This window comes from Lysinibacillus fusiformis, assembly GCF_003049525.1.
Lineage (GTDB): Bacteria > Bacillota > Bacilli > Bacillales_A > Planococcaceae > Lysinibacillus > Lysinibacillus fusiformis.
The window spans coordinates 441,356-466,946 of record NZ_PYWL01000001.1; the positions used below are offsets into that span (position 1 = coordinate 441,356).

At 36.5% G+C, this 25,591-nt stretch carries 21 protein-coding genes; 10 read left to right on the forward strand and 11 right to left on the reverse strand.

All coding sequences use genetic code 11. From position 1 onward, the window contains the following. Positions 1 to 61 precede the first annotated feature (61 nt). The gene (locus tag C9J29_RS02220) at positions 62 to 3,151 is read left to right on the forward strand and encodes an efflux RND transporter permease subunit (RefSeq protein ID WP_107921537.1); all 3,090 of its coding nucleotides are present in this window, start codon (positions 62 to 64) and stop codon (positions 3,149 to 3,151) included. A 51-nt stretch (positions 3,152 to 3,202) separates the two neighbouring features. Here C9J29_RS02220 and C9J29_RS02225 read toward each other — a convergent pair whose 3' ends face one another. Beyond that, positions 3,203 to 4,771 (reverse strand): glycoside hydrolase family 10-like protein, encoded by a 1,569-nt coding sequence (locus C9J29_RS02225; RefSeq protein WP_008174048.1) that lies wholly within the window; start codon positions 4,769 to 4,771, stop codon positions 3,203 to 3,205. Between the two features lie 553 nt (positions 4,772 to 5,324). On the opposite strand from C9J29_RS02225, the gene C9J29_RS02230 reads away from it, so the two are divergent. Continuing rightward, positions 5,325 to 6,578: an MFS transporter gene (locus C9J29_RS02230; RefSeq protein WP_008174050.1), complete on the forward strand. Its 1,254-nt coding sequence runs from the start codon at positions 5,325 to 5,327 to the stop codon at positions 6,576 to 6,578. A 605-nt stretch (positions 6,579 to 7,183) separates the two neighbouring features. On the opposite strand, the gene mprF is transcribed toward C9J29_RS02230, so the two are convergent. The 3 genes from mprF to C9J29_RS02245 all read right to left on the reverse strand — a co-directional run bounded on the left by mprF (position 7,184) and on the right by C9J29_RS02245 (position 12,336). Further along, positions 7,184 to 9,709, reverse strand: a complete 2,526-nt coding sequence (gene mprF, locus C9J29_RS02235; RefSeq protein WP_107921538.1) for a bifunctional lysylphosphatidylglycerol flippase/synthetase MprF — start codon at positions 9,707 to 9,709, stop codon at positions 7,184 to 7,186. Between the two features lie 317 nt (positions 9,710 to 10,026). Beyond that, complete coding sequence (locus C9J29_RS02240; protein WP_008174055.1) at positions 10,027 to 10,734, reverse strand: response regulator; 708 nt, start codon at positions 10,732 to 10,734, stop codon at positions 10,027 to 10,029. Next, the gene (locus C9J29_RS02245; protein WP_107921539.1) at positions 10,735 to 12,336 is read right to left on the reverse strand and encodes an ATP-binding protein; all 1,602 of its coding nucleotides are present in this window, start codon (positions 12,334 to 12,336) and stop codon (positions 10,735 to 10,737) included. A gap of 400 nt (positions 12,337 to 12,736) precedes the next feature. Between C9J29_RS02245 and C9J29_RS02250 the strand changes: the two genes are divergently transcribed. From C9J29_RS02250 to C9J29_RS02260, 3 genes are all read left to right on the forward strand, one after another. Next, positions 12,737 to 13,999: a dicarboxylate/amino acid:cation symporter gene (locus C9J29_RS02250; protein WP_089985229.1), complete on the forward strand. Its 1,263-nt coding sequence runs from the start codon at positions 12,737 to 12,739 to the stop codon at positions 13,997 to 13,999. A gap of 134 nt (positions 14,000 to 14,133) precedes the next feature. Beyond that, the gene (locus tag C9J29_RS02255; protein ID WP_012293071.1) at positions 14,134 to 14,337 is read left to right on the forward strand and encodes a hypothetical protein; all 204 of its coding nucleotides are present in this window, start codon (positions 14,134 to 14,136) and stop codon (positions 14,335 to 14,337) included. A 130-nt stretch (positions 14,338 to 14,467) separates the two neighbouring features. Continuing rightward, complete coding sequence (locus C9J29_RS02260; RefSeq protein WP_089985228.1) at positions 14,468 to 15,016, forward strand: GNAT family N-acetyltransferase; 549 nt, start codon at positions 14,468 to 14,470, stop codon at positions 15,014 to 15,016. A gap of 33 nt (positions 15,017 to 15,049) precedes the next feature. Here the strand turns inward: C9J29_RS02260 and C9J29_RS02265 are convergent, their stop codons facing one another. From C9J29_RS02265 to C9J29_RS02295, 7 genes are all read right to left on the reverse strand, one after another. Further along, entirely contained in the window at positions 15,050 to 16,021 is a 972-nt protein-coding gene (locus tag C9J29_RS02265; protein ID WP_089985226.1) for a S66 family peptidase, read from the reverse strand. 15 nt (positions 16,022 to 16,036) lie between these two features. Beyond that, positions 16,037 to 16,531 carry a GNAT family N-acetyltransferase gene (locus C9J29_RS02270; protein WP_107921540.1) on the reverse strand — a complete coding sequence of 165 codons (495 nt, stop codon included), beginning with the start codon at positions 16,529 to 16,531 and terminating at the stop codon, positions 16,037 to 16,039. 117 nt (positions 16,532 to 16,648) lie between these two features. Then, positions 16,649 to 17,752, reverse strand: coding sequence for a GNAT family N-acetyltransferase (locus C9J29_RS02275; protein ID WP_107921541.1), 1,104 nt, complete (start codon positions 17,750 to 17,752; stop codon positions 16,649 to 16,651). Between the two features lie 131 nt (positions 17,753 to 17,883). Continuing rightward, positions 17,884 to 18,363 carry a hypothetical protein gene (locus C9J29_RS02280; protein ID WP_043989686.1) on the reverse strand — a complete coding sequence of 160 codons (480 nt, stop codon included), beginning with the start codon at positions 18,361 to 18,363 and terminating at the stop codon, positions 17,884 to 17,886. A 6-nt stretch (positions 18,364 to 18,369) separates the two neighbouring features. Beyond that, positions 18,370 to 19,032, reverse strand: coding sequence for a potassium channel family protein (locus tag C9J29_RS02285; RefSeq protein WP_004224679.1), 663 nt, complete (start codon positions 19,030 to 19,032; stop codon positions 18,370 to 18,372). Positions 19,033 to 19,185: 153 nt separating this feature from the next. Continuing rightward, on the reverse strand, positions 19,186 to 19,641 hold the full coding sequence (locus tag C9J29_RS02290) for a TlpA family protein disulfide reductase (RefSeq protein ID WP_025113759.1): 456 nt from the start codon (positions 19,639 to 19,641) through the stop codon (positions 19,186 to 19,188). A gap of 181 nt (positions 19,642 to 19,822) precedes the next feature. Continuing rightward, a complete protein-coding gene (locus C9J29_RS02295) occupies positions 19,823 to 20,365 on the reverse strand; it encodes a peroxiredoxin (RefSeq protein ID WP_008174083.1) in 543 nt (180 codons plus the stop codon). Between the two features lie 411 nt (positions 20,366 to 20,776). Here C9J29_RS02295 and C9J29_RS02300 point away from each other — a divergent pair, with 411 nt between their 5' ends. From C9J29_RS02300 to C9J29_RS02320, 5 genes are read left to right on the forward strand one after another with little or no spacing between them, the layout of a single operon-like run. Beyond that, on the forward strand, positions 20,777 to 21,319 hold the full coding sequence (locus tag C9J29_RS02300) for a helix-turn-helix domain-containing protein (protein WP_008174085.1): 543 nt from the start codon (positions 20,777 to 20,779) through the stop codon (positions 21,317 to 21,319). 17 nt (positions 21,320 to 21,336) lie between these two features. Continuing rightward, the gene (locus C9J29_RS02305) at positions 21,337 to 22,443 is read left to right on the forward strand and encodes an ABC transporter ATP-binding protein (protein WP_043989687.1); all 1,107 of its coding nucleotides are present in this window, start codon (positions 21,337 to 21,339) and stop codon (positions 22,441 to 22,443) included. After that, positions 22,433 to 23,242, forward strand: a complete 810-nt coding sequence (locus tag C9J29_RS02310; RefSeq protein ID WP_090001991.1) for an ABC transporter permease — start codon at positions 22,433 to 22,435, stop codon at positions 23,240 to 23,242. Before C9J29_RS02305 ends, C9J29_RS02310 begins: the two co-directional genes overlap by 11 nt. Then, positions 23,239 to 24,036, forward strand: a complete 798-nt coding sequence (locus C9J29_RS02315) for an ABC transporter permease (RefSeq protein ID WP_008174089.1) — start codon at positions 23,239 to 23,241, stop codon at positions 24,034 to 24,036. Before C9J29_RS02310 ends, C9J29_RS02315 begins: the two co-directional genes overlap by 4 nt. Further along, positions 24,033 to 25,106, forward strand: a complete 1,074-nt coding sequence (locus tag C9J29_RS02320; protein ID WP_008174091.1) for an ABC transporter substrate-binding protein — start codon at positions 24,033 to 24,035, stop codon at positions 25,104 to 25,106. Before C9J29_RS02315 ends, C9J29_RS02320 begins: the two co-directional genes overlap by 4 nt. The last annotated feature ends 485 nt before the right edge of the window (positions 25,107 to 25,591 follow it).

The window sequence follows — 25,591 nt, forward strand, 5'->3', positions numbered from 1 at the left end:
ACCGATTAGTCATTAGTATAAATAATTGAATTTAGTTAGTCAATAAAGGGTAGGTGTGAAGGTGAAAGGTTTAGTTAATTTCGTATTGAAAAACAAATTGGCAGTGTGGTTATTAACAATTATCATCACTGTCTCTGGTATTTATTCCGGTACAAGAATGAAAATGGAATCTATACCTGATATCTCAATCCCATACTTAATTGTCATGGGCGTATATCCTGGTGCAACGCCTGAACAAGTCATGAATGATCTTTCCATCCCATTCGAGAAATCTATAGAAAGTTTAGAAGATGTGAAGGCAGTTTACTCAACATCCTCTTCCAACGTAGCACAAGTGCAAGTTGAATACGACTATGGCATTGATATGGATGAAAAAAAGCGTCAGTTAGAAGCAGCTTTAGATAATTTAAAATTACCTGAAGGTGCCCAGGAGCCAACTATTATGGCCATCAGCATGAATATGATGCCAGTAGTAGCTCTATCCGTAAGTAGTTCTAAGGAAGATATTGTCGATCTTACGTCTACAGTAGAAGATGTTTTACTTCCTAAAATTGAAAAAATTGATGGTGTTGCCTCTGCAACCATTACAGGTCAGCATATTGAACAAGTATCATTTATATATGATGAAGAAAAAATGGCCGCATTAGGTTTAACAGAGGAATCAGTCAAGCAAATGATTCAAGCAAGCGATATGTCATTGTCACTTGGATTATATCAATTTACTGTTGGCGAACAAGCAGTTTCCGTAGACGGTAAAGTACAATCCGTAGATGAACTAAAAGATTTATTAATTCCAGTCACACCTTCAGCAACAAATCCTTCACCATTTGTTCGTCTAGGTGATATTGCAAAGATTGAAGTAGAAGGTAAAGTACAATCTGTGTCCCGCACAAACGGTCAAGATGCTATTGCAATTCAAATCGTTAAGGGTCAAGATGCTAACACTGTAACTGTTGTTAATGCCGTTAAAGACCTTATGAAAGATGAAGAAAAACGTTTAGATGGCCTAAACGTCGATATCTCTCTTGACCAAGGTGCCCCAATTGAAGATTCTGTCTTTACTATGATTGAAAAGGCAGTATTTGGTGGTGCAATTGCTGTATTAATTATCTTGTTATTCTTACGAGATTTCAAATCAACAATTATTTCGATTGTTTCAATCCCAGTTTCAGTTTTCATGGCACTACTACTGCTAAACTGGATGGATATTACATTAAATATTATGACCCTTGGTGCGATTACCGTTGCCATCGGACGTGTTATCGATGACTCGATTGTAGTTGTTGAAAATATTTATCGACGTATCCATTTAAAACAAGAGAAATTAACAGGTCGAACATTAATTCGTGAAGCAACAATTGAAATGTTTAAACCGATTCTTTCGTCAACATTAGTGACAGTGGCTGTATTTGCTCCACTTATTTTTGTAGGTGGTATGGTTGGTGAATTATTCATGCCATTTGCACTGACAATGACGTTTGCATTAGGTGCATCATTATTAGTAGCAATTACTATTGTACCTGCATTATCTCATTTCTTATTCCGTAAAAAATTATACGGTGAGAAAAAAGAAAGCCAGCATAAAGAAGTTGGTAAACTAGCAACATGGTACAAAGGTGTTTTAGAAAAAGCTTTAAATCATAAAATTATCACGTCTCTAATTGCCATTTTCTTACTTGTAGGTTCACTAGCGTTAACTCCTTTAATTGGATTTAGCTTTATGGGATCACAGGAAGAAAAAGTTATGTACCTAACTTATACCCCTTCAACTGGTGAGCTTGCAGATGAAACTGCGGCTAATGTTGAAAAAGTAGAAAAAGAATTAATGAAACGTAAAGACATTGATATTTTACAAGTTTCCATTACAGATGCGAACAATGTCGATCCATCAGCCATGATGATGGGCGGAGGCGCTGGCGGTGCTTTAATGTACCTAATCTTTGATCCAGATATGAAAGACTTCCCTAAAGCACGTGAAGAAGTGGAAGACTATGTATTTAATATCGGTCAATCAGGAGAATGGAAATCTCAGAATTTCTCTTCAATGTCTATGTCTTCAAACGAAGTAAGCTACACACTATACAGTGATGACTTAGATAAACTACGAGATGCTGTCAATCAAGTTGAAGGTGCTTTAAAAGATGTGGATGGCCTAGAAGATATTAAATCTGATAATGAAGATCCATATGTAGAAAATGTACTAAAAGTAGAACAGAAAAATGTCCTTCAATATGGTTTAACAACGGCTCAAATTGTGATGGCTTTAAATGCCAATACATCACAAGAAGTTTTAACAAAGGTGAAAAATGATGGAAAAGATATTGATGTCATTGTTCAGCGTGATGCTAAAGCAGCCGCGACTTCGCTTGATGATGTTTTAGCAACTGAAATTAAAACAGCATTAGGCACAACGATGACTATTGGTGAGCTAGTAGATGTTGAAGAAGGTACAACTCTTAACTCACTATCTCGTTCAAAAGGTGAATACTTCGCAACTGTATCCGGTACGATTATCGGCGATGATATTTCAAAAGCAACTTCTGCTGCCGATAAGAAAATTGATAAATTAGATTTACCAAAAGGTGTAACAACAGGTGTTGCTGGTGTTGCAGCAGATATGCAAGAAACATTCACGAAGCTGGGTGTTGCTATGCTAGCGGCAATAGCGATTGTATACTTCATTTTAGTTGTTACATTCGGTGAAGGTTTAGCTCCTTTCGCTATTCTCTTCTCACTTCCATTTGCCGTAATCGGTGCATTTGTTGGTTTATTCGTAACCGGTCAAACGATTTCTGTTTCTGTTATGATGGGTCTACTGATGTTAATCGGTATCGTCGTGACCAACGCCATCGTATTAGTTGACCGTATTATTCATATGGAACATGATGGTCTAGCCATGCGTGAAGCTATTCTAGAAGCCGGTGCTACTCGTTTACGCCCGATTCTTATGACAGCCATTGCAACAATCGGTGCGATGGTTCCTATGGCACTGGGTTCTGGTGGTAGTGGATTAATATCAAAAGACTTAGCCATTACTGTAATTGGCGGTTTATTATCTTCCACTCTATTAACATTAGTTGTTGTACCAATTGTGTATGAAATGCTTTCAAAAATGTTAAAGAAAAATCGTAAAGATACGGAAGAAAATTAATAAAAAACAGCTACTCATGCGGTTTAATCACTTGAGTAGCTGTTTTATTATTTATTGAACTTCTTTCACTACAAAAGCTTCCTTGCTTTCTATACCTGTAGCAGATACAGCCGTAATGCCGTATGTATAGCTTTGCTTAGCAAGAGCTGACTTGTCCACAAATTGAGTGATGCCATCCTTATTATAAACAACATCCATTATATTTTGAGGGTCATGGTAAGAACCTTCTTTATTCCCTTTAAAACGATAAATAACATACTTACGTGGCTGTGTTTCATTATCGTCAATAATTTCAACCTTACGACCTGCTGCTTCCTTTGTCACTTCTACATAAGTCGGCTTGTTCGGCACTGTGTCATCATTCCAAGTTGTTTCTGGAGTCAATGCCGTATAATTATATAATTGTTGACTAACAATTGTTGCATAGCCTAATTTATTATTTTGAAAGCTTCTTAACGAGAAATGCATTTGCCCATCGGCTGCTACCTTTTCTGAACGATTTTCTAGTATTTGACTTGGCAATTCCATTTTATTTTTCCATGCAGCATCACTGTCATTACCAACTTTATAATCAGCCAGTCCAATGTATAGATGAACAGGGTGCGTTTTTGCATATGTTTGTACTTCGTGGCTCCACCAATTCAGCAATGTCCCATATTTCGCAACAGACAATGTTCTGGACCAATAAATTTGTGGGGTAATATAATCAATCGTGCCATTTTGAATCCACGTTCTGACGTCTGCATATAAATCATCGTAATTATTGACACCAGCTCGTGTGTCACTTCCTGTGTTATCCAATGATTTATTACGCCATACTCCAAATGGTGAAATACCAAATTGTACATATGGCTTTGTTTCTTTAATAGCTGTATAAAGATTTTCTACAAGCTTGTTCACATTATCTCTTCGCCAATCCTCCACTTTTTTAAAGGAAGCACCATATTTTTTATAAGCTGCTTGATCCGGGAAAACCTCATTAGCGATTTTGTATGGATAAAAGTAATCATCCATATGAACGGCATCAACATCATAATTGGCTACTAGCTCACTTACTATTTCAACTAAATAGTCTTGCACCTCAGGTAAGCCAGGATTTAAGTAATATTGTTTGCCATATTTAACAACCCAGTTTGGATGTGTTCTAGCTACGTTGTCGGCAGCAAGGTCAGTTAGCTTTTGTCCAGACATTGTTACACGATAAGGATTCATCCAAGCATGCAATTCCATCCCTCGTTTATGTGACTCCTCTACTATTATCTCAAGAGGATCGTAACCGGGATTTGTACCTTGCTTTTTCCCTGTTATGTAGGACGACCATGGGGCTAGCTCAGACGCATACATTGCATCATTTGTTGGCCTTACTTGATAAATAACAGTATTGAATTTATTGGCTTTTAATTGATCCAATGTTTGGCGTGCCCAAGCCGTGTACTGCTCCTTCGTCATACCTGCTTTCATATCAAGATTAAGAACCGTTGAAATCCAGACAGCCCGCATTTCTCTTTTCGGCTGTGTCGTGCTTGCCTTCACTGTATTAGCTGGGATTGCGGATAGGCAAAACACCAAAATCATAGCGACTAAAGCAATAAGTTTCCATTTACTATTTTTCTTTCTCATATTTCCTCCATTTGCTATTTTTCTATTTTAGTATATGATAAGTTCTCGCTATATGCACGTCCCCGAAGCAACTTCTTCACTTGGTGGTTCAAGTCATGTAATCTTAATTACTCCCATTAATTTATAAGAAGCATGAAACAAATTAATTCTTTTCCAAAATCTCGACTAGATACCCCCAAAATATGTATAATTATAATCCCCTCAAAAAATAGATGACCTATATATACATGATTATTCCAAGTTTATATAATCATTGTTACAATTTCCTTATTTTAAAATTCAAGCTAATTTTTGTTTGATTCTTTCTTTACCCAGTCATGAACTGTATGCTACAATCAACACAGCTTATATAGAACGGAGGGTATTCCAAATGACAGCTTCAATTAGACTACGATTTCACATTACTAATTAAATATGCGTACACTTTGCCTGCTGTGCAAGGAAAATGGAATTAGGTCTAGTCTGTTTTAGGAATACTGGAAAAGAGGGGCTTCTACTCCCCTCTTTTTTGTTGTCTTTTTACTTTCCACACAGGCACTACTGTTAGAAAGGGATGACGAATTTGGAACATTGGAAACGTAACACAATACTTTTTTTAAGTAGTCAAACGATTTCACTTTTTGGCTCTGCTCTTGTACAATATGCCATTACATGGTATATCACGCTTACAACGCAATCAGGTAGCATGATGACCATTTCGATTATTTGTGGCTTTTTACCAACCTTCTTCTTAGCACCTATTGCTGGTGTCTGGGCAGATCGCTATAACCGAAAATGGCTTATTATCTTGGCAGATGGCCTGATCGCCTTATCCACGCTCATTTTAGCTATTTTATTTTTAATCGGCTATGATGAGCTCTGGCTACTATTTGTTATATCAGCGGTACGTGCAGTTGGTGCAGGTATTCAAACACCAGCGGTTGGCGCTATTTTACCGCAATTTGTACCTGAAGAGCATTTAATGAAAGTTAATGGTGCAAATAGTAGTATTCAAGCTTTTATTATGATTCTTGCACCTATGGCAAGTGGAGCATTATTAACGATGGCTTCAATCGAGTCTATTTTCTTTATTGATGTTACGACGGCTGCTATTGCCATCGCTATCTTCTTAATATTTCTGCACATTCCTGCGCATGCAAAAGCTAATCAGCCACAAACAACAGGTTATTTTAGTGATATGAAACAAGGCTTCATCTACATTAAAGAGCATGCTTTCTTAAAACATCTATTCTTGTTCTTTGCCTTTTTCATGCTGCTTGCTGCACCTGCTGCCTTTTTAACACCTTTACAAGTTACCCGTAGCTTTGGTAATGATGTCTGGCGTTTGACTGCCATCGAGATGGCCTTTGCCATTGGGATGTTAATGGGTGGTATTGCAATCGCAACATGGGGTGGCTTTAAAAATAAAGTGCATACGATGACATTATCTGCCTTATTATTTGGTCTTTGTACATTGGCTCTAGGAGTCATACCGTTTTTTTGGCTGTATCTTATGATCATGACCGTTACTGGAATAGCTATGCCAATCTTTAACACACCCGCAACGGTGTTATTACAAGAAAAAGTGGATAGTGATTATATGGGAAGAGTATTTGGCATTCTCAGTATGATATCTACCTCTATGATGCCTTTAGGTATGCTAATCTTCGGTCCAATTGCAGATATTATTGCTATCGAGTGGCTACTTATCGGTACAGGAATCCTCTTATTTATCCAAGGATTTTTCCTTTTGGGCAGTAAAGTCTTATTAAAAGCTGGCAGACCTACTGCTGAGCATATGGATGTTGAAACACTAGAAAAAAAGTGAAGACTTCGTATAAGAGATCATTGCTGTTGATAAAAAAATAATTAAAACTTAGCTTTTATATTTTAGACGCTAAAAAGCCTGCTTTATGCAGGGCTCAGACTGTTGACAAAAGTCATCGAGAAGTTCAGTCTAGACGGCTTTTGTCATTTTTCCTTCTTTTTTATTTTTCAATATTTGGTAAATAACTGCCATTTTCAATATATTCTTCGAGCATAGTTGCTATTTCATGGCAGCAAATGTAAGCATCGCCTGCATGGACAATTTTTCAGGACCTCTTAAGGTTGTCCATCGCATACCATGCTTTTCCTGAATACGGAGTTTTTATGTAGAAGTTGATTGGAACGGAGGGCGGCGACTCCTGCGGGAAAAGCGGGAAAGTCGAGATCCTGGACTGAGCGCAGCGAGGGAAGCAGCTCGACCCCGCCCGCGGAAAGCGTCCGCCCGTAGTGGAAATCAAAGGCGTTACTTTATTTCATTGTAAAAGAAAAAAGACTGTAGGAAAACTCAAAAATCATTGAGTTTTCCTACAGTTGAAAGCCCTGCTTTCTTGCTTCAATACCTGAATGATATCTATTCACGTAAAAAAATTATTAAGTCTACATGACTTACTTTTTTCTCTTTTGCCCGATTAACAATGTGATTTGTGCCATCGTGAATGGTAATGAAGATTTTTTCCGATAGGCTACATATTTGGGTACCCAAAAATCTGCATATTTTAACTTGAAGTTTTTTAATCCTTTAAAATGATAAAAATACTGTCCGTGTAGAAAGATTTGCGCAGCTATTTTTTCACTTAAAAAGGAATATTTAGACTGTCCGACATTGGATAAAGGCGACATCCCCATATTAAAGTCACGATAGCCCTCCGATTTTGCCCATTCAAATAATGATAGGAAAATGAAATCCATTGTTCCAGATGGTGATCCTGGCTTAAAACGCATCAGATCTACTGACACCCTTTCGCCTTGATCATACATAGGCATAATACTAGCAAAGCCGAACGTTCCTTGCGCGCCACGTAAAACAGCAATCTTGGAAGTGCTTAAATAGTGTTCATCAAAAAAACCAAGTGAAAAACCTTTCTCTGCCCTTCCCTGCAACCATTTTGTTGAAACCTCTTTCAATTCCTTCATGACTTCCTGAGAATAAGGAGGACTCATTATTTCTACTATATAATTTTCCCGTTCAAACTTATTTCTTATCGCTCGACTGCCCTTCATTTCTTTACCCGTGAACGTAAATTTCTCTAAATCTACAAAGGCTTCCTCGCCAAGCTTAAAGAAACTATATCCATACTCGTGTAATGCAGAGAAAATTTTATTGTTAATTTCATAAAAGACAGGTGTATAGCCATGACGATCAGCCAATTCCAAAAATTCCTGGATAGCAGATAAAAAATCAGATTCATTACCAACCGGATCTCCAAGAACGATAATCTTATCTGCATAAATTTGATAAGAGAATAAAACAGTTCCTTTTTCATTCCAATGTACAAATTTATCATGCAAAAAAATCAAATGTGAATACTCCGTTCCTCCATAGGACTTCAAATGATCTTTAATAGCTTCCTCCTGCTCTTTAGATAAAAGCTTTACCATTTTTTTAGGTGTCCGTATAAAATAACCTATATAAAAAATAACAATGGCGATCAGAATGCCGATGATCGCACTATTAAAGAGGTCCTGATAATCGGTTATCATATAGTCTTGTAGGGCACTAGGAAAATGAATTTTAGCCGAGGGTAAATTGACATAGCCAATTACCACATACATCGCTGTGATAACAGTTACTACAGCAAGGTCAATTATGACAATCCCCCACGTCAAAACATAACTTTCTCGATAAAACTGCTTTTTGGACACCATTAATAACACTGCGACAATGACTAAAAAAATCGCTTCCTCATAATCAAAACCCTTAAAAATTGAAAATAGCGCCGAACTACTTAGCACCACAATCGCGAGCTGGTATGCCCTTTTTACTTTGTATTTGATTCCCCTACATAATCCTAACAGTATAAAGCCAGCTGCCACGGTCAATTGATGGGATACATTCATAATGGGCGAGGATAAAAACTCCTGAGCAATTTTTAGACGACTTAGTACCCCAGGCAAAGCTGCAGATAGCAATAAAATAATGCCAGCTATAAACACCAATATGGTTAATAGCGTATGGCTGAGTTTCTGAAAAATAATAGTAGGTAAGTCATCCCAAGATTCATTCCAACGCATCCAATATTCTTTAATAAATAAGAGTACGGAAACTAAAAATGGTAGAACAAAATAGCCGACACGGTACAAAATTAATAGAAACAGCACCTTTTCATCAGCAATTCCTATACTTTGTGTTCCCCATAAAAAAACGAGATCAAAGGAGCCAACTCCGCCAGGTATCATACTGACTATTCCTGCACTAGAAGCAATTAAAAATATGGGAATTAATGCTAATAAACCAATTGGAATCTTCACGATAAGTGTTAAAGCCCAGATCACGAAAAATACAGCTAGCCACTCTGCTACTGAAGTGATCATTAATTGAAGAGATAGTTTTGGTTTTAAAGAACTTTCCTTTTTATAGCGAATCAGATACGTCGCCCAAAAAGCTAGTACATATAGGCTGACCAGTATAACAGCAATCGATAACCATCGCTCTTCTTTGAGCAACGGAAAATCCCAAAAGAATATATACATAACCCACGTTAACAAAGAAATTCCAGTTAAATAAAACAGTGTTACCGAAGCAATACTTTTTATCATGCCTTCTTTATCTTCTTTATATTTTGAATAAAAGTAATCACGTAAGAATATACCTACTAACCCGCCAAAGCCAATAAGATTTGAAAAGGTATTGACAATAAATGAATGATTAAGCAAATTACGTTTATTGATTTTAATACCTAATATATTTACTAAAATAACATCGTAAAATATCATTGGCGTAATTGCGACAAAGGTGATCAGAAAAATTAATAAAAGCTCCCATAGCTGCAGCTCATTCACTTCTTTTTGTAGTAAATGAACATCTATCCCACTCACTGTTTGTTGAATTTCATAAATAGCAATCGCCAAAAGTATTACTGGGAATAATATTTTCAAAAATTTCAACAGTGCCTCTTTTCGAACGTTAAACATATGCCTAACCTACTTCCCATAAGCTAACTTAAAAATTTTCTTTTACCTAAACCATTTTACTTTTTAAGGTAACGGACCATTTCCATATTGTAACGTATTCTTTGCTATATGTATTGTCAAAGTAAGGTACTACTATTCATACTAGTAAATAAACTATTGCTCAATGTTACGCTCCTAAATTGCCAACATCAAAAAAGGCCATTTTCATCCCTCTATATATTAGAGAAATAAAAATGACTATATGGGCTCTATTTTTTTAGAGTCACATACATGTAAAGGGGATTACTTTTCCACCTATAAATCTAGAAAACTAATGATTAAATATAATAACGATGAATAGGACGTCCTACACTTCCATATTGGATATCTACTTTTAATAGATTTTGCTTTTCTAAAAAATCAAGATAGCGTCTAGCAGTAACACGTGCTGTACCTATATAAGTAGATACCTCCTCGGCAGATACTGCCCCTCCACTTGTTTGAATATAGGCAAGTACCTTATCTAAAGTAGCTCGATTAAACCCTTTTGGTAGCTCCGCTATAATCATTGCTTCCGCTCCTGTCGTTGTAACGACAACTTGTTCCGGAAGACGTTGCTGCATAAGATGATCTACATCATGTTGGGTTAAATCCTGCATACCGCTTATTTTTTTCCTGTAGCTTTGATAATTTTTTAAAGTTTGCTCAATCCGCTCAAATGTAAAAGGCTTCATAATATAATCATATACACCTAAGTGTAAAATACGTTGCACAGTGGGCATATCATTCGCGGCAGTTACCGCGATCACATCGACAGGAAGATGCTCCTCTCTGATTTTCCCTAACGTAATAATGCCATCTTGCTCTGGCATAAAAATGTCCATAAAGACAAGCTCAGGGGTTAATTGTTTAATTTTTTGAATTCCCTCAATACCATTACTAGCATAGCCAACTAATGAAAAACCTTGGATTTGCTCAATAAATTGCCTGTTCACTTCACGTACCATTGGATCATCTTCAATTAATAAGACATTTATTACATCCATCTATACTTCTCCTAACTCAAATAAAATTAAGAAACTTGTTCCTTTCATAAATTCACTCACTACTTCAATATCTCCATTGCCTTTTCTTACAATTTCATAGACTAAATGCAAGCCAATGCCCCGATTTTCATTAGCCTTTGACGAAAATCCATTTTCAAACATACGATCCTGTACCTCTTTGGACATGCCAATTCCATTATCGGAAACTCCTATCGCTAAGACGCCATCATGCTCATCTACAGAGATGGCTACATACTTATCTTCCTTCGAAAGGACATTTAAAGCCTCAAAAGCATTTTCGATTAAATTGCCGAGTAACACAACAAAATCATGGTGATCTAATAGAGGAGGAAAGCGTTTAAAATGGCTTTTTCGATCAATCTCAACCTCGATACCAAGCTCTTTTCCATAGCTTACTTTACTTAATAGCAAACCTGAAATATTTTCATTATGAAAGCGTTCGTTTAAAAATTTCGTCAAGGATGCTTCAATTTCAGTAGTGACTGTAACATATTCAAGCGCTTGCTTTGTATGTCCCAATTGTAATAGCCCAGCAATTGTATGAATCTTATTTTTATGCTCATGGGTTTGCACACGTAATGCTTGAACAAAGGCCTTTACACCTGTTACTTCCTCCGCAAGCTTTTTCACAGTTGTTAAATCCTTAAACATAGCAACTGCACCGACTAACTCGCCATTCACAATAATGGGTACACGATTACTTAAGATACTATGATGATTAATGTACAGCTCTTGATTATAAACAGGTGTTGCTGTTTCAACAATTTCAGGCAAACGGGTATCGGGCAAAACATCATAAATTTTTTGTCCAATACAGTCCTCTATTTTCCTAGTAACGCCTAAAATAACAGCCGCTTTCTCATTAAAAATCGTTATATTCATTTCCTTATCAACGGCTATTATTCCTTCATGCATAGCATTAAACGTTTCTGTTCTTTCCACATACATTTTTGCAATTTCATGAGGTTCAAGCCCAAACATTTGTTTTTTTATATGCCGTCCAAGTGTATATGCACCAAAAATACTGAAAATCAGCGAGATAACAATGGTAATCATAATTTCTCGCTCATAGCTTTGTAGCATTTCTGGCAAAGTTGGTAATGAATAGCCTACTACTACAATCCCCACTTGTTCCCTTTTGTCATTTATAATGGGCACAAAAGCGCGTATCATAACACCCGATTCTCCACGTGCCTTTGATACATAATAATGCTCACTAAATGCTGCATTTAAATCCTGCGACTCACTACGCTCTCCTAATTCCTTACTTACTGGATGTGATAATTTAATACGTTCCATATTCATCACAACAATATACTCTGCTTTATTAATCACCCTAATGCCATCTACTATTTTATTAATATTTTTCGCGGATTCTTTTATATTGTCATTGTTCAAATGAACACTTAACTCTGGTACATTCGATACGGTTCGTGCTACAAGCATTGCTCGCTGACCATAATCTTTTTCCTGTTCAGATAATAAGTTACCGAGTACAAAAATACCACCTAGTAAAAAAGAGAGTGCAATGATTAAAAATGTCACTAACAGTATTTTGCCGTTCACAGGCATTTTCATCATTCAATAGTTCCTTCCTTTCAAATTCGCATTCTCATTAGTAGTGACACACTTTTTATGATATGGTTTTAAGATTATCTGCAAAAAATTCTTTTGACAACACTTTAGTCTATATAAGTAGCAGAAAATATTGAATTTAATGAACAATATTATTATTTGATTATTTATAATGAACTTTATTATTACTTTATGCTTTTGTATTATAACAATAATATATTAACTATAGCGTACCATAACAGAGATAGTTATTGATTTTACTATATTTATATGTGGATATAAGGAAATGTACTTAATGAACGTTATGTTTCTTATTTTCTAAATCTCTTTTTTTATGAAGTATTCGCTATGATGATTCTAGTGAAAGCGATATCAAAGAGAAAATTTAGAAAAGAGGTAGCAAAAAATGAAGTTACTGAAAAATTTGACTGTTCAGGTTATAGCAGCTATCATCCTTGGGATTATTGTCGGAGCCATTTTCCCCGAGTTTGGTGCTAGTTTAAAAATCTTAGCAGATCTATTCATTAAATTAATTAAAATGTTAATTGCTCCAATTATCTTCCTAACAGTCGTTATTGGAATTGGCAGTATGGGAGATATGAAAAAGGTCGGGAAAATCGGAGGTAAAGCATTACTTTACTTCGAAATCGTTTCTACAATTGCCTTAGCAATCGGCATTGCTGTTGCTTTAATTGTAAGTCCTGGTACAGGTTTAGATACATCAGGTGCATCTGATGCTGATATTTCGAAATATACAACTGCTGCAGCTGAATCTGAGCAGGGCTTAGGTGCATTTATCTCTAGTATTATTCCCGAAAATGTAGTTGGCGCATTAGCAACTGGTCAACTATTGCCTGTTCTATTTTCTGCTATTTTATTTGGCTTAGCAGCTGCCTCAATCGGTGCACCTGCAAAACCAGTCATCACATTCTTTGAGCAAGTAGCAGAAATTTTCTTCAAGATTGTCAGTATGGTTATGAAAATATCACCAATCGGAGCTTTTGGTGCAATGGCCTATACAATTGGGAATTTTGGATTAAAATCTTTAGGTAATCTAGGTCTATTAATGGCTGCCGTATATATTACAATGTTTTTATTTGTTGTCTTTATTTTAGGCGGCATTGCAAAGTTCTTTGGATTTAATATCTTTAAATTTATTGCTTACATTAAAGATGAGATTTTCTTAGTAATTGGGACTTCCTCTTCTGAATCTGCTCTACCATCTATGATGCGAAAGCTTGAGAATTATGGCTGCTCGAAGCAGGTTGTAGGTTTAGTCGTTCCTACTGGGTACTCCTTCAATCTAGATGGGACTTCCATTTATCTATCAATGGCTGCCTTATTTATTGCACAAGCATATGGGATGGACCTAACTTGGATTCAAATCATTACACTACTTGGAATTTTAATGATTACTTCTAAAGGTGCAGCGGGTGTAACTGGGTCAGGATTTATTACATTAGCAGCAACTTTAGCTGCCTTCCCAATGATACCAGTGGAGGGAATAGCACTTTTAATTGGTGTCGATCGTTTTATGTCTGAGGCTCGTGCTGTTACAAATTTAATTGGTAATGGCGTAGCATGTGTTGTAGTATCAAAATCCGAAAAAGAATTTGATGTAACAATGGAAGAACGTGCCCTTCAAGGGAAGGCCACTATAGTATCCTAAGAAAAAGGGCAGTGAAACAGTCATGGCTGTTTCACTGCCCTTCTTATGTTTTTTATCCAAGGGTAGACTATGAATAACACTTATGTTTAAACTCTAGTAAAATGGTGAAAGTGTATAGTAAGAGGTGATCATAAATGACTAATAAAAAACAATCAAAAACTCGCTATACAAACAATCCCGATGTGTTGGATACAGGGAAGGAAAGTATTTTTGATAAACATGAGGATATGAAAACTGTTGATCCTATACCTGTCGAAGAACTAAATGAAAAAGTCAAAGATGAACAGCATAAAACGAAAACAAAGGACTCCTCTGCAACCGATAAGCGCTATCCGTAAAGAGAAATTTTGCCTAGAAGATGTGTCCACAGATGATAAATATCCCCTCATCTGCCTGTTAGAAAAAGTTGACCCCATTCATTCTGAGGTCAGCTTTTTTGTATACTCTAATGTTAAGGGAGGAAAACATATGCAATATACTATACCCATTTTGAAAACGGAAAGGCTACTTTTAAGACCTATTACCCAGCAGGATGTAGAGGCTATGTTCGTTTATACTTCTCGAGAAAACGTAGCCCGTTATGTTACATGGCATGCCCATACAAGTATAGAGGACACTAAAGCTTTTATGATGCTCATATTAAGTGGGTACGAACAAGAAAATCATTTACTTTGGGGTATTGAATATTCTGGGACTCTAATCGGAACCATCGACTTTGTAACGATTAATCACACACATAAATTGGGGGAAATCGGTTATGTTCTTTCGGAAGATTATTGGAATAAAGGATTAACAACGGAGGCCACAAAAAAGCTGATTGACTTTGGATTTAAAGAATTGAAACTCGTACGTATTCAAGCGAGATGCTTGGAAGAAAACATTGGTTCTCAAAAAGTGATGGAGAAATCCGGAATGCAGTTTGAAGGGCTGCTACGCAAAAGTATGTTCATTAAAGGACAATATAAAAATGTCAAAATGTACGCTATAACTGATGATGATGTAAGGAATCCATCATAAATAAAGCCTTGCCAAATTAGCAAGGCTTTGTACTTATAACCATTGTTCGATACAGTATATCTTTTTAGCTGTAGCATCTAGCCTCACTCGTTTACCGATTGCTATCGGATGCATAGGCTGTGTGTGACAAATATCCACTTCCGCCAAAATAGGTATGTTTATACCGTCCAATTGTTCTAGTAAAATATCAGATGGTTGGCGTCCGGTTCCTAGATCATCGTAACATTCATGCTTACCCAAAATAATTCCACTTATTTTGTCAAAAATTCCGTGCAATTTGAGCATCGCAAAATTCTTTTCCACGATCGCTGCATTTTTCATACAATCTTCCATTAATAAAATGTCACCTTCAGCAATGACAGGGAAATAAGGTGTCCCAATAAAACCATACATGGCATTTACATTCCCCCCCATTAGTCTTCCCTCTACAACTCCCTCTCGAACGGTTTTCCATTCATTCTTGATTACCTTTTTCTCTACTGTTTTCTCTAGCCAATTGACTGGCTCATCTGACCAATAAGGAGGCTTCTGTATTTCATAAGGGAGTGTTTGAGGCTGCAAGAAATACTCCTCAAAAAATTTGTATGTATCGTTGACTAATGGTTCAAACTCACCAAAGGATGGCACGAGCGCTGGACCATAAAATGTTGAAATACCAGTCTTCGCATAAAGTGCCAGTAGAATGGCTGTTGCATCAGAGTAACCTATAATCATTTTTGGGTTTCGTTGGAAAGCCTCATAATCAATATAAGGAAGCATACTATTGGAATTGGTACCTCCAATCGTAGACATAATAATATCCACACTAGGATTGCGGAGTAATTCATTTAATTCCTCTGCTCGTTTTTTTGGTGAGCCTGAGCGATAATAATCAGATTTGCCAGTAAGAGAACCTTCTACAATATGAAAATTTTTCTCTTCTAGAAATGCTTTTGCACGCTCAAAACGTTTCGACGCAGAAACCGTCGCTGGAGAGGAAGGTGAAAAAATACCGATAGTCGTCATCTTTTACTCCATTTCTTAGATAAGTTTTGACATGTAATATTCATTGATATATTGTCCATCCACATACAAGGAATCCCGTTTCGTTCCCTCTATCTCAAAGCCCATTTTCTTATATAAAGCAACTCCAGCCTCATTATTTTCCATAACCGTTAACTCGAGACGATGGATACCATTCTCTTTAGCCCATTGTTCTACATGATTAAATAAGGCTGATCCAATTTTTCTGCCCCTATAATGACTATGGATGCCAATGACAAGATAAGCACGATGAGCAATTCTTGTTGCTTCATTCCCTTGTGCAATTAAATAAGCCACCACCTTGTCATCTATTTCTGCTACGAATAATGCTGAATGACGGCTATGATAAAGCTTTTCTAAATAATTTGCAAATGTCTCGGGCTCCATTTTTCGCTCGCCAGGACCAAATAACATCAGATTGGATGCCTCCGCATTTGTCATAACTGCTATAATTTGAATACTATCATTTCTTGTTGCTTCTCGTATTCGCATGTAAAGTACCTCACTTCCTATTTGTTGTCTTTATCCATTAGAAAAGATTATCTAAAACCCCCAATCTCTGCTTTTAAAGCTTTAGCATGTTTGACCTGACCATAATCTTCTTCCCTTTTAATAGCATTGGATTTTAGCAACTAGTTTTTCATTGTTAAAATGAAGCGTCTCTGCATCATTCAGCGTATATGCCTGCAATGTTGCATTATTTTTTTGCCAGCTATTAAATAGCCTGCTTCGTTCAGGATCATCATAATGTGGACAAAAAGTTCCTGATAATATCCCTAGTCCGTTGTATTCCTCATAATGATTGTGTTGATTTTCACTAAAGCATTTGTCAAACCAACACATTGCCCCAGCACTCATGCCAGCTAAAATAACGCCGCTTTTATAAGCTTCCTTCAATAGCTCCCCGAATTGATAGGCATGCCATTTATCTAAAAGATGCTTGGTATTTCCTCCGCCTACATAAATAATATCCTGTGCCAATATTTTTTCTCGAATTTGTATGTCATTCATGTCCTCCTGCAAAATATGAGTAGCATCACAATGTGTAAAAGCTGAATAAAATTTATCGATATACCCCTGTGCATCATTACTTGCTGTTGGAATAAAACAAATTTTGATGCGTTCAGCTGTCTTAATTAGACTCAAAATATAATGGTCAACAAATGAAGGGATTTGCTGAGAGAATCCTCCGCCTGATATGGCAACAATTTGTCTAGTGACAGCACTCGTTTTTTTTAATTTATAGACCGCTTGCTCTCGACCAAATCTTTCAAGTACCTGTACTTTTTTCATCCCTAGCTTTTCGAGTAGTCGACAAGATGCACGATTAGCAGTTTGTGTCTCTGCCACGATAGAGGAGATATTTAAATACGTCAAACCTTCCTCAATCACTTGCGTTAGAACTTCAAATGCTAACCCCCGCCCCCAATACTCGGGTAAAAATTGATAGGAAAGTTCATACATCTCATGCTCATGATACTCATCGATGGATACAAGGCCTATAAATTCCCCTGTTTTCTTTAATGAGATATAAAAATATGTATTAGGAAATGGTGCCTCTAGCATGCCTCTAAAGGAAGCTTCGATATAGTTTTTTTGTGGAATTCCTCCAAGATACTCTCTGACGCTTTCATTTGTGTAGAGCCCTTGAATATCCATGAAATGTTTTGATTGTATACGTTCGATCACACATCGATTAGACATAAACCTCATGTATTTTACCCCCTTCTTTATGTCACAGTTTAATCGAACTGCCATACTGAAATCAAACATTTTTTCCAAATATTACTTTTCTATAAACTAAAAAATAGTGACCAGCCATACGTGCTGTGTCACTACCTTCATTAATGTTGATATTGCTCAAGTAAACGTTGAGTATTGGTTGATTGTTCTAAAACTTTTTTCTCTTGAGCCCAATAAATCATATATTGATCGTCACCGATTGGAAAAACCATTTGTTGCAATTCTTCGCTTAGCTCAGAGCTAATCGCTACCTTTAAAATGTCCACTTCATAAAGCGGTTTGTCCTTTATTTTATAAACAATATGATAGGCGGGCTCTTCTTCAAAAATTGCTCGTTCTTTTTTAGAAAGCTTCTTTACATGACTTAAAGGGTATTTTTCAATAAAGTTCTTCGCCTCGCCGTCAGACCCTCGAAATACCGTTTGTTCCCCTTGGAATAATTCGATTGAATCAATTTTTGTAGCTTCATTTAAAATAAGAGAAATCGCTTCCTGCTCATTTTTTTCACGAGATTGCATAACAAAAATTCCGATCAGTAAAATAGCCGCAAATATAATTAGTCTCCATCTTCGTTTTGTCATTGCCAATTACCCATTCAATGCCTTTTTTACAAAACGATTTATATCAACATCAGCACCAATTACAAGCATAATATCTCCCAATAAAATCTTATCACTTGCTTGAGGTGATACGATAATATCAGCACCACGCTTAATCCCTACGATGTTAATCCCATATTTAGCTCGAATATCTAAATCCATAATCGAATATCCGGCAATAGCATCATTCGCCTTTAATTCCATAATAGAGTGTTCATCTGAAAGCTCTAAATAATCTAGTACTGTATTCGATAGCATATTATTGGCAATACGAATACCCATATCTCTTTCAGGATGGACTACAAAGTCGGCACCAATTTTCCGCAATACCTTCTCATGGTAATCATTTTGAGCCTTTACTGTAATTTGCTCAACACCAATTTCTTTTAAAATAATGGTTGTTAAAATACTTGCTTGAATATCTTCACCAATTGCTACAATCACATGTTCAAAATTACGAATACCTAATGAATTTAGAACCGATTCATCTGTTGAATCTGCAATGACGGCTTGTGTAGCAATAGAAGCAAATTCGTCTACACGCTCTGAAGAATGGTCGATTGCCATCACTTGAGCACCCTGACTCATTAATTCACGAACTATACTCCCCCCAAAACGTCCAAGCCCAATGACCGCAAACTCTTTTTTCATCATAAAAAATCCCTCCGAAAACTACTATACCATCATTGTAGCGTATTCTTTGCGATATGTATTGTCAAAACAAGACGCGGTTCGTCATTGTTGGACAACGCTTCAAACATAAAAAAAGACGAGGACCTAAATCCCCGTCATCACTAACTATGATTATTCAGCGTTACGCATTTCGTCTAGTACGCGATTTACACGTTTTTCTAACATTTTCATACCGCTACCACCAGCTTGCATATGGCGCAGCTGACCATCTTTATCGAACACAAAATAAGCAGGTACATATTGATTTTCAAAAGCATCTGTTAACTTCATTTCGCTATCCACAAAGATTGGTTGCGCAATGTCATGCTCAGCCGCTACTGCCTTAATCGTCTCTAAATCAGTATCTGCTTCAGAACGTGGCATATGTACTGCTACAACATTTAGCTCATCTTTATATTGATCACGGAAATTATTAACATCTGGCATAGCTTCTTTACATAAATGACAGCTCACTGACCAGAAATGGATTAATGTTGGTTTTTTGCCTACTAGTTCTGCTTTTGTTACTTCACCATTTAACCAAGTTGTTGCGCCAACTAGCTCTGGCATTTGTTCACGAAGTTTCATGAAAAATCCTCCTCTATTAAATCGTTGTTCTTTAGATACATTAAATGTTGGGTAAAACTCCTCCCAAAAAATATTGCCATCTAAGATAAAGTAAATTAGCACTCGCCACTTCACTTAAAAGTCCCCACAAGCATGTCGTGGGGACTCTTTATTTGTTACATCATGACGCAACTCTATTTTATTATAGAGTTGCTTGACCTGGACGCCAGTTTGCTGGGCAAAGACCGCCAGTTTGTAATGCTTGAAGTACACGTAACGTTTCATCAACATCACGGCCGATGTTATTATCGAATACTGTTTGGTATTTTAATTCACCTTCTGGATTAATGATGAATAAGCCACGTAGCGCGATACCTTCTTCTTCAATTAACACACCGTAATCTTTAGAAACTTGGTGGTTTGTATCCGCAGCTAATGGATATTTTAATTCACCAAGACCATTTTGAGTGCGGTCTGTATTAATCCACGCTAAGTGAGTGTGGATTGTATCAGTAGAAACACCGATTACTTCTGCATCTAAGTCTTCGAACTCGTCATAACGATCGCTCATTGCAGTGATTTCTGTTGGACATACAAATGTGAAGTCCATTGGATAGAAGAAAAGTACTGTCCATTTATCTTGTGCTTTAATATCTTCTAATGATACTTTACCAAATGATTTGTCTGAAAGTACTGCTTCCATTGTAAAGTCAGGTGCTTGTTTACCTACCATGCGTTCTGCCATAATAAATCCCTCCGAATAAATATGTAGTTTATATATTCTATTCCATTCGCACAAGCGAACTCGTCTTCTACGATAGCAGAGTAAACGTAGTTTTTCAAACAAGTAAGCTCCGCCCCATTACCAGATTGTAGTGAGTCGACAAAAAATCGTCAAATCCAAAATTGGAATTTCTGCTACATCCTATTTATTAGCTATTTTTGACAACTATATTCTCCTTTATACAAATTTTTTCTCCACTACATTTATGACTCCTTTTTTAACATTTTACAGCGATTTTTTTCATAAAAAACGATTGCAAATTTTTATTTATTATGTATAATTGTAATGGTTTTAGTAAACTAAAAGTTTCGTTAAAGTAAACTTCATATTTCAAAAGTTTATCATTGCTAAACTTCTTCTAGGAGGGAAAAGATGCAAATAGGAGCAAAAATTAAAGCGCTTCGTTTAAAAAAAGGTCTTACCCAAGAGGAACTTGGAGAACGTACAGATTTAAGTAAGGGCTATATTTCCCAATTAGAACGTGATTTGAATTCACCTTCTATTGAAACACTTTTTTCTATATTAGAAGTGTTAGGGTCGACACCTAAGGAATTTTTTGATGATGGAACACCTGAACAAAAGGTTGTTTATACAGAGGAAGATCAGTCCATCTTTACGGATGAAGAAAAAAAATACGAAATTCAATGGCTCATCCCTACATCCAACGAAAAAGAAATGGAGCCTATTTTCTTAACATTTGAAGCCAATGGCGAATTCAAGCAATTTGAGCCATCACTCTCGGAAACATTTATTTATGTAGTGAAAGGGCGTATTCGTCTCGTTTTAGGGAATGAACAATATATCGCTAGTGAAGGCAATGCTCTTTATTTTGACGCGACAGACCATCACCAAATTTTTAATGCACATGCTGCTGAAACGAAAATTTTACTCGTTGCAACGGATTCATATTTATAGCTTAAGGAGGCGCATCAATGACAATGAATTCCATTATCCGTTTTGAAAATGTATCCAAGTCTTATAGTGACGGAACAGTTGTCTTAAAGAATATTAACTTGGAGCTTGAAAAGGGCAAATTTTATACTCTCCTTGGCCCATCTGGTTGTGGGAAAACAACCATTTTACGAATTATTGCTGGTTTCACAGAGCCTACAACAGGGGATGTGTTTTTCCATGATAAAAAAATAAATTCTGTTCCTGCCAATGAACGTCAGGTGAATACTGTTTTTCAAGATTATGCGCTGTTCCCTCATTTAAATGTATTTGAAAACGTCGCATTCGGACTACGTATTAAGAAGTTACCTGAAAAGGAAATTAAAGAACGTGTTGCGGAGGCTTTAAAATTTGTCAATTTAGCAGGCTATGGCAATCGTGAAATCTCCGAAATGTCTGGTGGTCAGCGTCAGCGTGTAGCGATTGCACGTGCTATCGTTAACGACCCTGAAGTAATTTTACTGGATGAACCACTTTCAGCATTAGACTTGAAATTACGTACAGAAATGCAATACGAATTACGTGAATTACAGCAACGTCTTGGCAAAACCTTTGTTTTCGTTACGCATGATCAGGAAGAAGCACTCGCTATGAGTGATGAAATTTTTGTTTTAAGTGAAGGACAAATTCAACAATCTGGTACACCAGTAGATATTTATGATGAACCTATTAATCGCTTCGTAGCAGATTTCATCGGTGAATCCAATATAGTGCCTGGTGTCATGATAGAAGATTTCAAGGTTGAATTTGCAGGTAAAATTTTCGAATGTGTTGACCAAGGTATGAAACCAAATGAGAAAATTGATATCGTTATACGCCCTGAGGATTTAGAAATGACGACTATTGATAAGGGGAAACTTGTTGTTAAAGTAGATACACAATTATTCCGTGGCGTCCATTATGAGCTATCTACGTATGATAAAGATGGCAATGAATGGCTAGTCCATTCGTTGAAAAAAGCTGAAGTAGGGACAGAAATTGGCTTAGACTTTGATCCAGAGGCGATTCATGTAATGCGCTTAAATGAAACAGAGGAAGAGTTCGATAAACGATTAGAATCGTACGGAGACGACGAAGATGCAAGCTAAGACAGCAAAATCAGCGTTATTTCCATATGTTTTATGGATTGCCCTTTTTGTTATCGCGCCGATTGCACTCGTTGTTTATTATTCCCTACTCGATTTACATGGCAATTTCACGCTCGATAATTATAAAGCGTTCTTCACTTCTGTTTACTTAAAAATGACATTAAGCTCGTTCTGGTATGCATTTTTAATTACATTCTTTACATTATTAATTTCATATCCAACTGCTTACTTTTTAACAAAAACGAAACACAAGCAGCTTTGGTTATTGCTTATTATTATTCCTTCATGGATTAATTTATTGTTAAAAACATATGCCTTTATCGGTATCTTTGGTTTATACGGGCCGATCAATGCATTTATCGAAGTGTTTGGCTTTGATCCAAAGCAAATGCTCTTTACAGATATTAGCTTTGTTTTTGTATCCGTGTATATTTTTATTCCGTTTATGATTTTACCGATCTTTAACTCTTTAGATCGTTTAAATCCAACACTTATTTATGCGTCTCGTGATTTAGGCGCATCTGCTTTTACAACATTCCGTCGCATTGTTTTGCCATTGACAATGGATGGCGTTAAATCAGGTATTCAGGTTGTCTTTATCCCTGCTCTATCACTTTTCATGATTACTCGCTTAATTGCAGGAAATCGTGTTATCACCCTTGGTACAGCGATTGAGCAGCAATTCCTTGTGACACAAAATTGGGGAATGGGTTCAACTATTGCCGTGTTCTTAATTTTATTTATGGTAATCATTATGCTTATTACGGGACAAAAAGATAAAGGAGGTCGCGTACGATGAACAAACTTTCTGCATCAGCCAAAGTCTATTTAACGATTGTTTTTATCGTTCTGTATGCACCCATTCTCTATTTAATCTTTTACTCGTTCAATAGTGGTGGCTCCATGAATAACTTTGAGTCCTTTACTTTAGAGCATTATCAGGCTGTTTTTGAAGATTCAAGGCTACTTGTTATTTTAATTAATACCGTTATCGTAGCATTACTTTCAGCTCTAATTTCTACTATTATTGGAACGTTAGGAGCAATCGGTATTGTAACAGTCAAGGATTCAAAAATGCGTAATACATTATTGTCCTTAAACAATGTTTTAATTGTCAGTCCAGATGTCATCATTGGTGCAAGCTTTTTAATCTTATTTACAATGGTGGGCATTAAATTAGGCTTTGCTTCAGTATTATTAGCACACGTAGCGTTTAGTGTACCCATTGTAGTGTTAATGGTTTTACCTAAATTGTTAGAAATGAATAAATCACTAATTGATGCGGCATTAGATTTAGGAGCAACCAAAAAGGATATTATGATGCGTGTCATTTTACCTTATATTCAGCCAGGTATTTTTGCAGGTTTCTTCCTAGCTCTTACGTATTCATTAGATGATTTTGCAGTGACATTTTTCGTAACCGGCAATGGCTTCAGTACATTATCGGTAGAAATCTACTCTATGGCTCGTGCGGGAATATCTCTAACAGTTAACGCTATTTCCGGTTTAGTATTCTTTGTAACAGTTATCGTTGTGGTTGGCTATTACTTCATTACAAGTCGCACAAGCAAAAGAACGGAGGGACAACAATGAAGTCATTAATTCAAGCGACCATCGCTATACTTGTTGTTTCTGCCCTTTTATTTTATGCTGCTGACGCCTTAAGTGCGGGTGGAGGAAAAAGTGGAAAAGACACTTTAACCATCTTTAACTGGGGAGAGTATATTGATCCTGATCTATTGAAAGAGTTTGAAAAAGAAACAGGTATTCATGTCATTTATGAAACATTTGATTCCAATGAAGCTATGATGACTAAAATACAGCAAGGTGGTACAGCGTATGATATTGCTGTCCCTTCTGAGTATATGATTGAAAAAATGAAGGAAGATAATTTATTGATTCCTTTAGACAAAGCAAAAATCCCGAATTTTAAAAATATCGATCCATACTTTTTAGATTTACCATTCGATGATAACAATCAATTTTCAGTTCCTTACTTCTGGGGAACAGTAGGAATTGTATATAATCCAAAGCTAGTTGGGAACTTAGATTTCTCCTCCTGGGACGATTTATGGGATCCTTCATTAAAAAGAAAAGTATTTTTAGTAGACGGTGCCCGCGAAGTGATTGGGATGGGTTTAAATAGTCTTGGACACTCCTTGAATTCATTGGATAACGATGAATTGCGTGAAGCAACTGACAAGCTGATTACACTTGCGCCAAACGTAAAAGCGATCATTGGGGATGAAATTACACCATTAATGATCAATAATGAAGCATCAGTGGCCCTCACTTGGTCTGGTCAGGCAGCGGACATGATGTCTGAAAATGAAGAGTTGGACTTTGCTGTTCCTGAAGAGGGCTCCAATTTATGGTTCGATAATATGGTTATACCAAAAACCTCAAAAAATATTGATGGTGCACATGCCTTTATCAATTTTATGCTAAGTGCTGAATCTGGTGCTCAAAATGCCGATTATGTTGGCTATTCGACGCCTAATATCGCTGCGATGGACTTAATGGACCCTGAAGTAGTTGCTGATGAACGCTATTACCCTTCTGAAGAGCAACGTGATACATTAGAGGTCTATAAAAACTTAGGCCCAGATTACTTAGGTAAATATAATGAGCTGTTTTTAGAATTTAAAATGAGTATTCGATAATTTATAGAGCGAATTGGTCTAGAAACCAATTCGCCCTTTTTATGTAAGCATTCAGTTGTATTACTATATTTAGAAAGCAATTCTACTAGTAGCCTGTAGTAGTTCATCTTCGCAGCCCCCTCTCCTATAATCCCTTTGGTCTATGTTTAAGCTAACAATCATTTTCACCTCTAGATCCAAGAAAAGACCATAGATACTACGTGCCAATACATATGCCCATCATAGCTTCATCTTAAACAATATTATTCACTTTTATCACGCTATTTCATTTCAACAAAATTACTTCTAGCAAAAAGTTCATACGCTCTCCTAACTATTCATGTTTATTAATCAATTAGATACTATTACATTGTGAAGTTTTCTGAGAAAAAAACTTTTCTGGAAAACCATTCTAACGATTGGATCAGTTACAGCAATCTCAACTATTAGCCAGCCATAATTCTTTATGATAGACTGTACTATATTTGATTACATAAAGGGGGTTT

What these genes read in the sequence shown, in the direction of transcription:
- C9J29_RS02260 (WP_089985228.1), top strand. Translation starts at nt 14,468, where the DNA reads ATGCAATATACTATACCCATTTTGAAAACGGAAAGGCTACTTTTAAGA.
- C9J29_RS02305 (WP_043989687.1), top strand. Translation starts at nt 21,337, where the DNA reads ATGACAATGAATTCCATTATCCGTTTTGAAAATGTATCCAAGTCTTAT.
- C9J29_RS02300 (WP_008174085.1), top strand. Translation starts at nt 20,777, where the DNA reads ATGCAAATAGGAGCAAAAATTAAAGCGCTTCGTTTAAAAAAAGGTCTT.
- C9J29_RS02250 (WP_089985229.1), top strand. Translation starts at nt 12,737, where the DNA reads ATGAAGTTACTGAAAAATTTGACTGTTCAGGTTATAGCAGCTATCATC.
- C9J29_RS02310 (WP_090001991.1), top strand. Translation starts at nt 22,433, where the DNA reads ATGCAAGCTAAGACAGCAAAATCAGCGTTATTTCCATATGTTTTATGG.
- C9J29_RS02255 (WP_012293071.1), top strand. Translation starts at nt 14,134, where the DNA reads ATGACTAATAAAAAACAATCAAAAACTCGCTATACAAACAATCCCGAT.
- mprF (WP_107921538.1), bottom strand. Translation starts at nt 9,709, where the DNA reads ATGTTTAACGTTCGAAAAGAGGCACTGTTGAAATTTTTGAAAATATTA.
- C9J29_RS02315 (WP_008174089.1), top strand. Translation starts at nt 23,239, where the DNA reads ATGAACAAACTTTCTGCATCAGCCAAAGTCTATTTAACGATTGTTTTT.
- C9J29_RS02295 (WP_008174083.1), bottom strand. Translation starts at nt 20,365, where the DNA reads ATGGCAGAACGCATGGTAGGTAAACAAGCACCTGACTTTACAATGGAA.
- C9J29_RS02280 (WP_043989686.1), bottom strand. Translation starts at nt 18,363, where the DNA reads ATGACAAAACGAAGATGGAGACTAATTATATTTGCGGCTATTTTACTG.
- C9J29_RS02225 (WP_008174048.1), bottom strand. Translation starts at nt 4,771, where the DNA reads ATGAGAAAGAAAAATAGTAAATGGAAACTTATTGCTTTAGTCGCTATG.
- C9J29_RS02320 (WP_008174091.1), top strand. Translation starts at nt 24,033, where the DNA reads ATGAAGTCATTAATTCAAGCGACCATCGCTATACTTGTTGTTTCTGCC.
- C9J29_RS02270 (WP_107921540.1), bottom strand. Translation starts at nt 16,531, where the DNA reads ATGCGAATACGAGAAGCAACAAGAAATGATAGTATTCAAATTATAGCA.
- C9J29_RS02240 (WP_008174055.1), bottom strand. Translation starts at nt 10,734, where the DNA reads ATGGATGTAATAAATGTCTTATTAATTGAAGATGATCCAATGGTACGT.
- C9J29_RS02285 (WP_004224679.1), bottom strand. Translation starts at nt 19,032, where the DNA reads ATGAAAAAAGAGTTTGCGGTCATTGGGCTTGGACGTTTTGGGGGGAGT.
- C9J29_RS02230 (WP_008174050.1), top strand. Translation starts at nt 5,325, where the DNA reads ATGACGAATTTGGAACATTGGAAACGTAACACAATACTTTTTTTAAGT.
- C9J29_RS02290 (WP_025113759.1), bottom strand. Translation starts at nt 19,641, where the DNA reads ATGAAACTTCGTGAACAAATGCCAGAGCTAGTTGGCGCAACAACTTGG.
- C9J29_RS02265 (WP_089985226.1), bottom strand. Translation starts at nt 16,021, where the DNA reads ATGACGACTATCGGTATTTTTTCACCTTCCTCTCCAGCGACGGTTTCT.
- C9J29_RS02275 (WP_107921541.1), bottom strand. Translation starts at nt 17,752, where the DNA reads ATGAGGTTTATGTCTAATCGATGTGTGATCGAACGTATACAATCAAAA.
- C9J29_RS02245 (WP_107921539.1), bottom strand. Translation starts at nt 12,336, where the DNA reads ATGATGAAAATGCCTGTGAACGGCAAAATACTGTTAGTGACATTTTTA.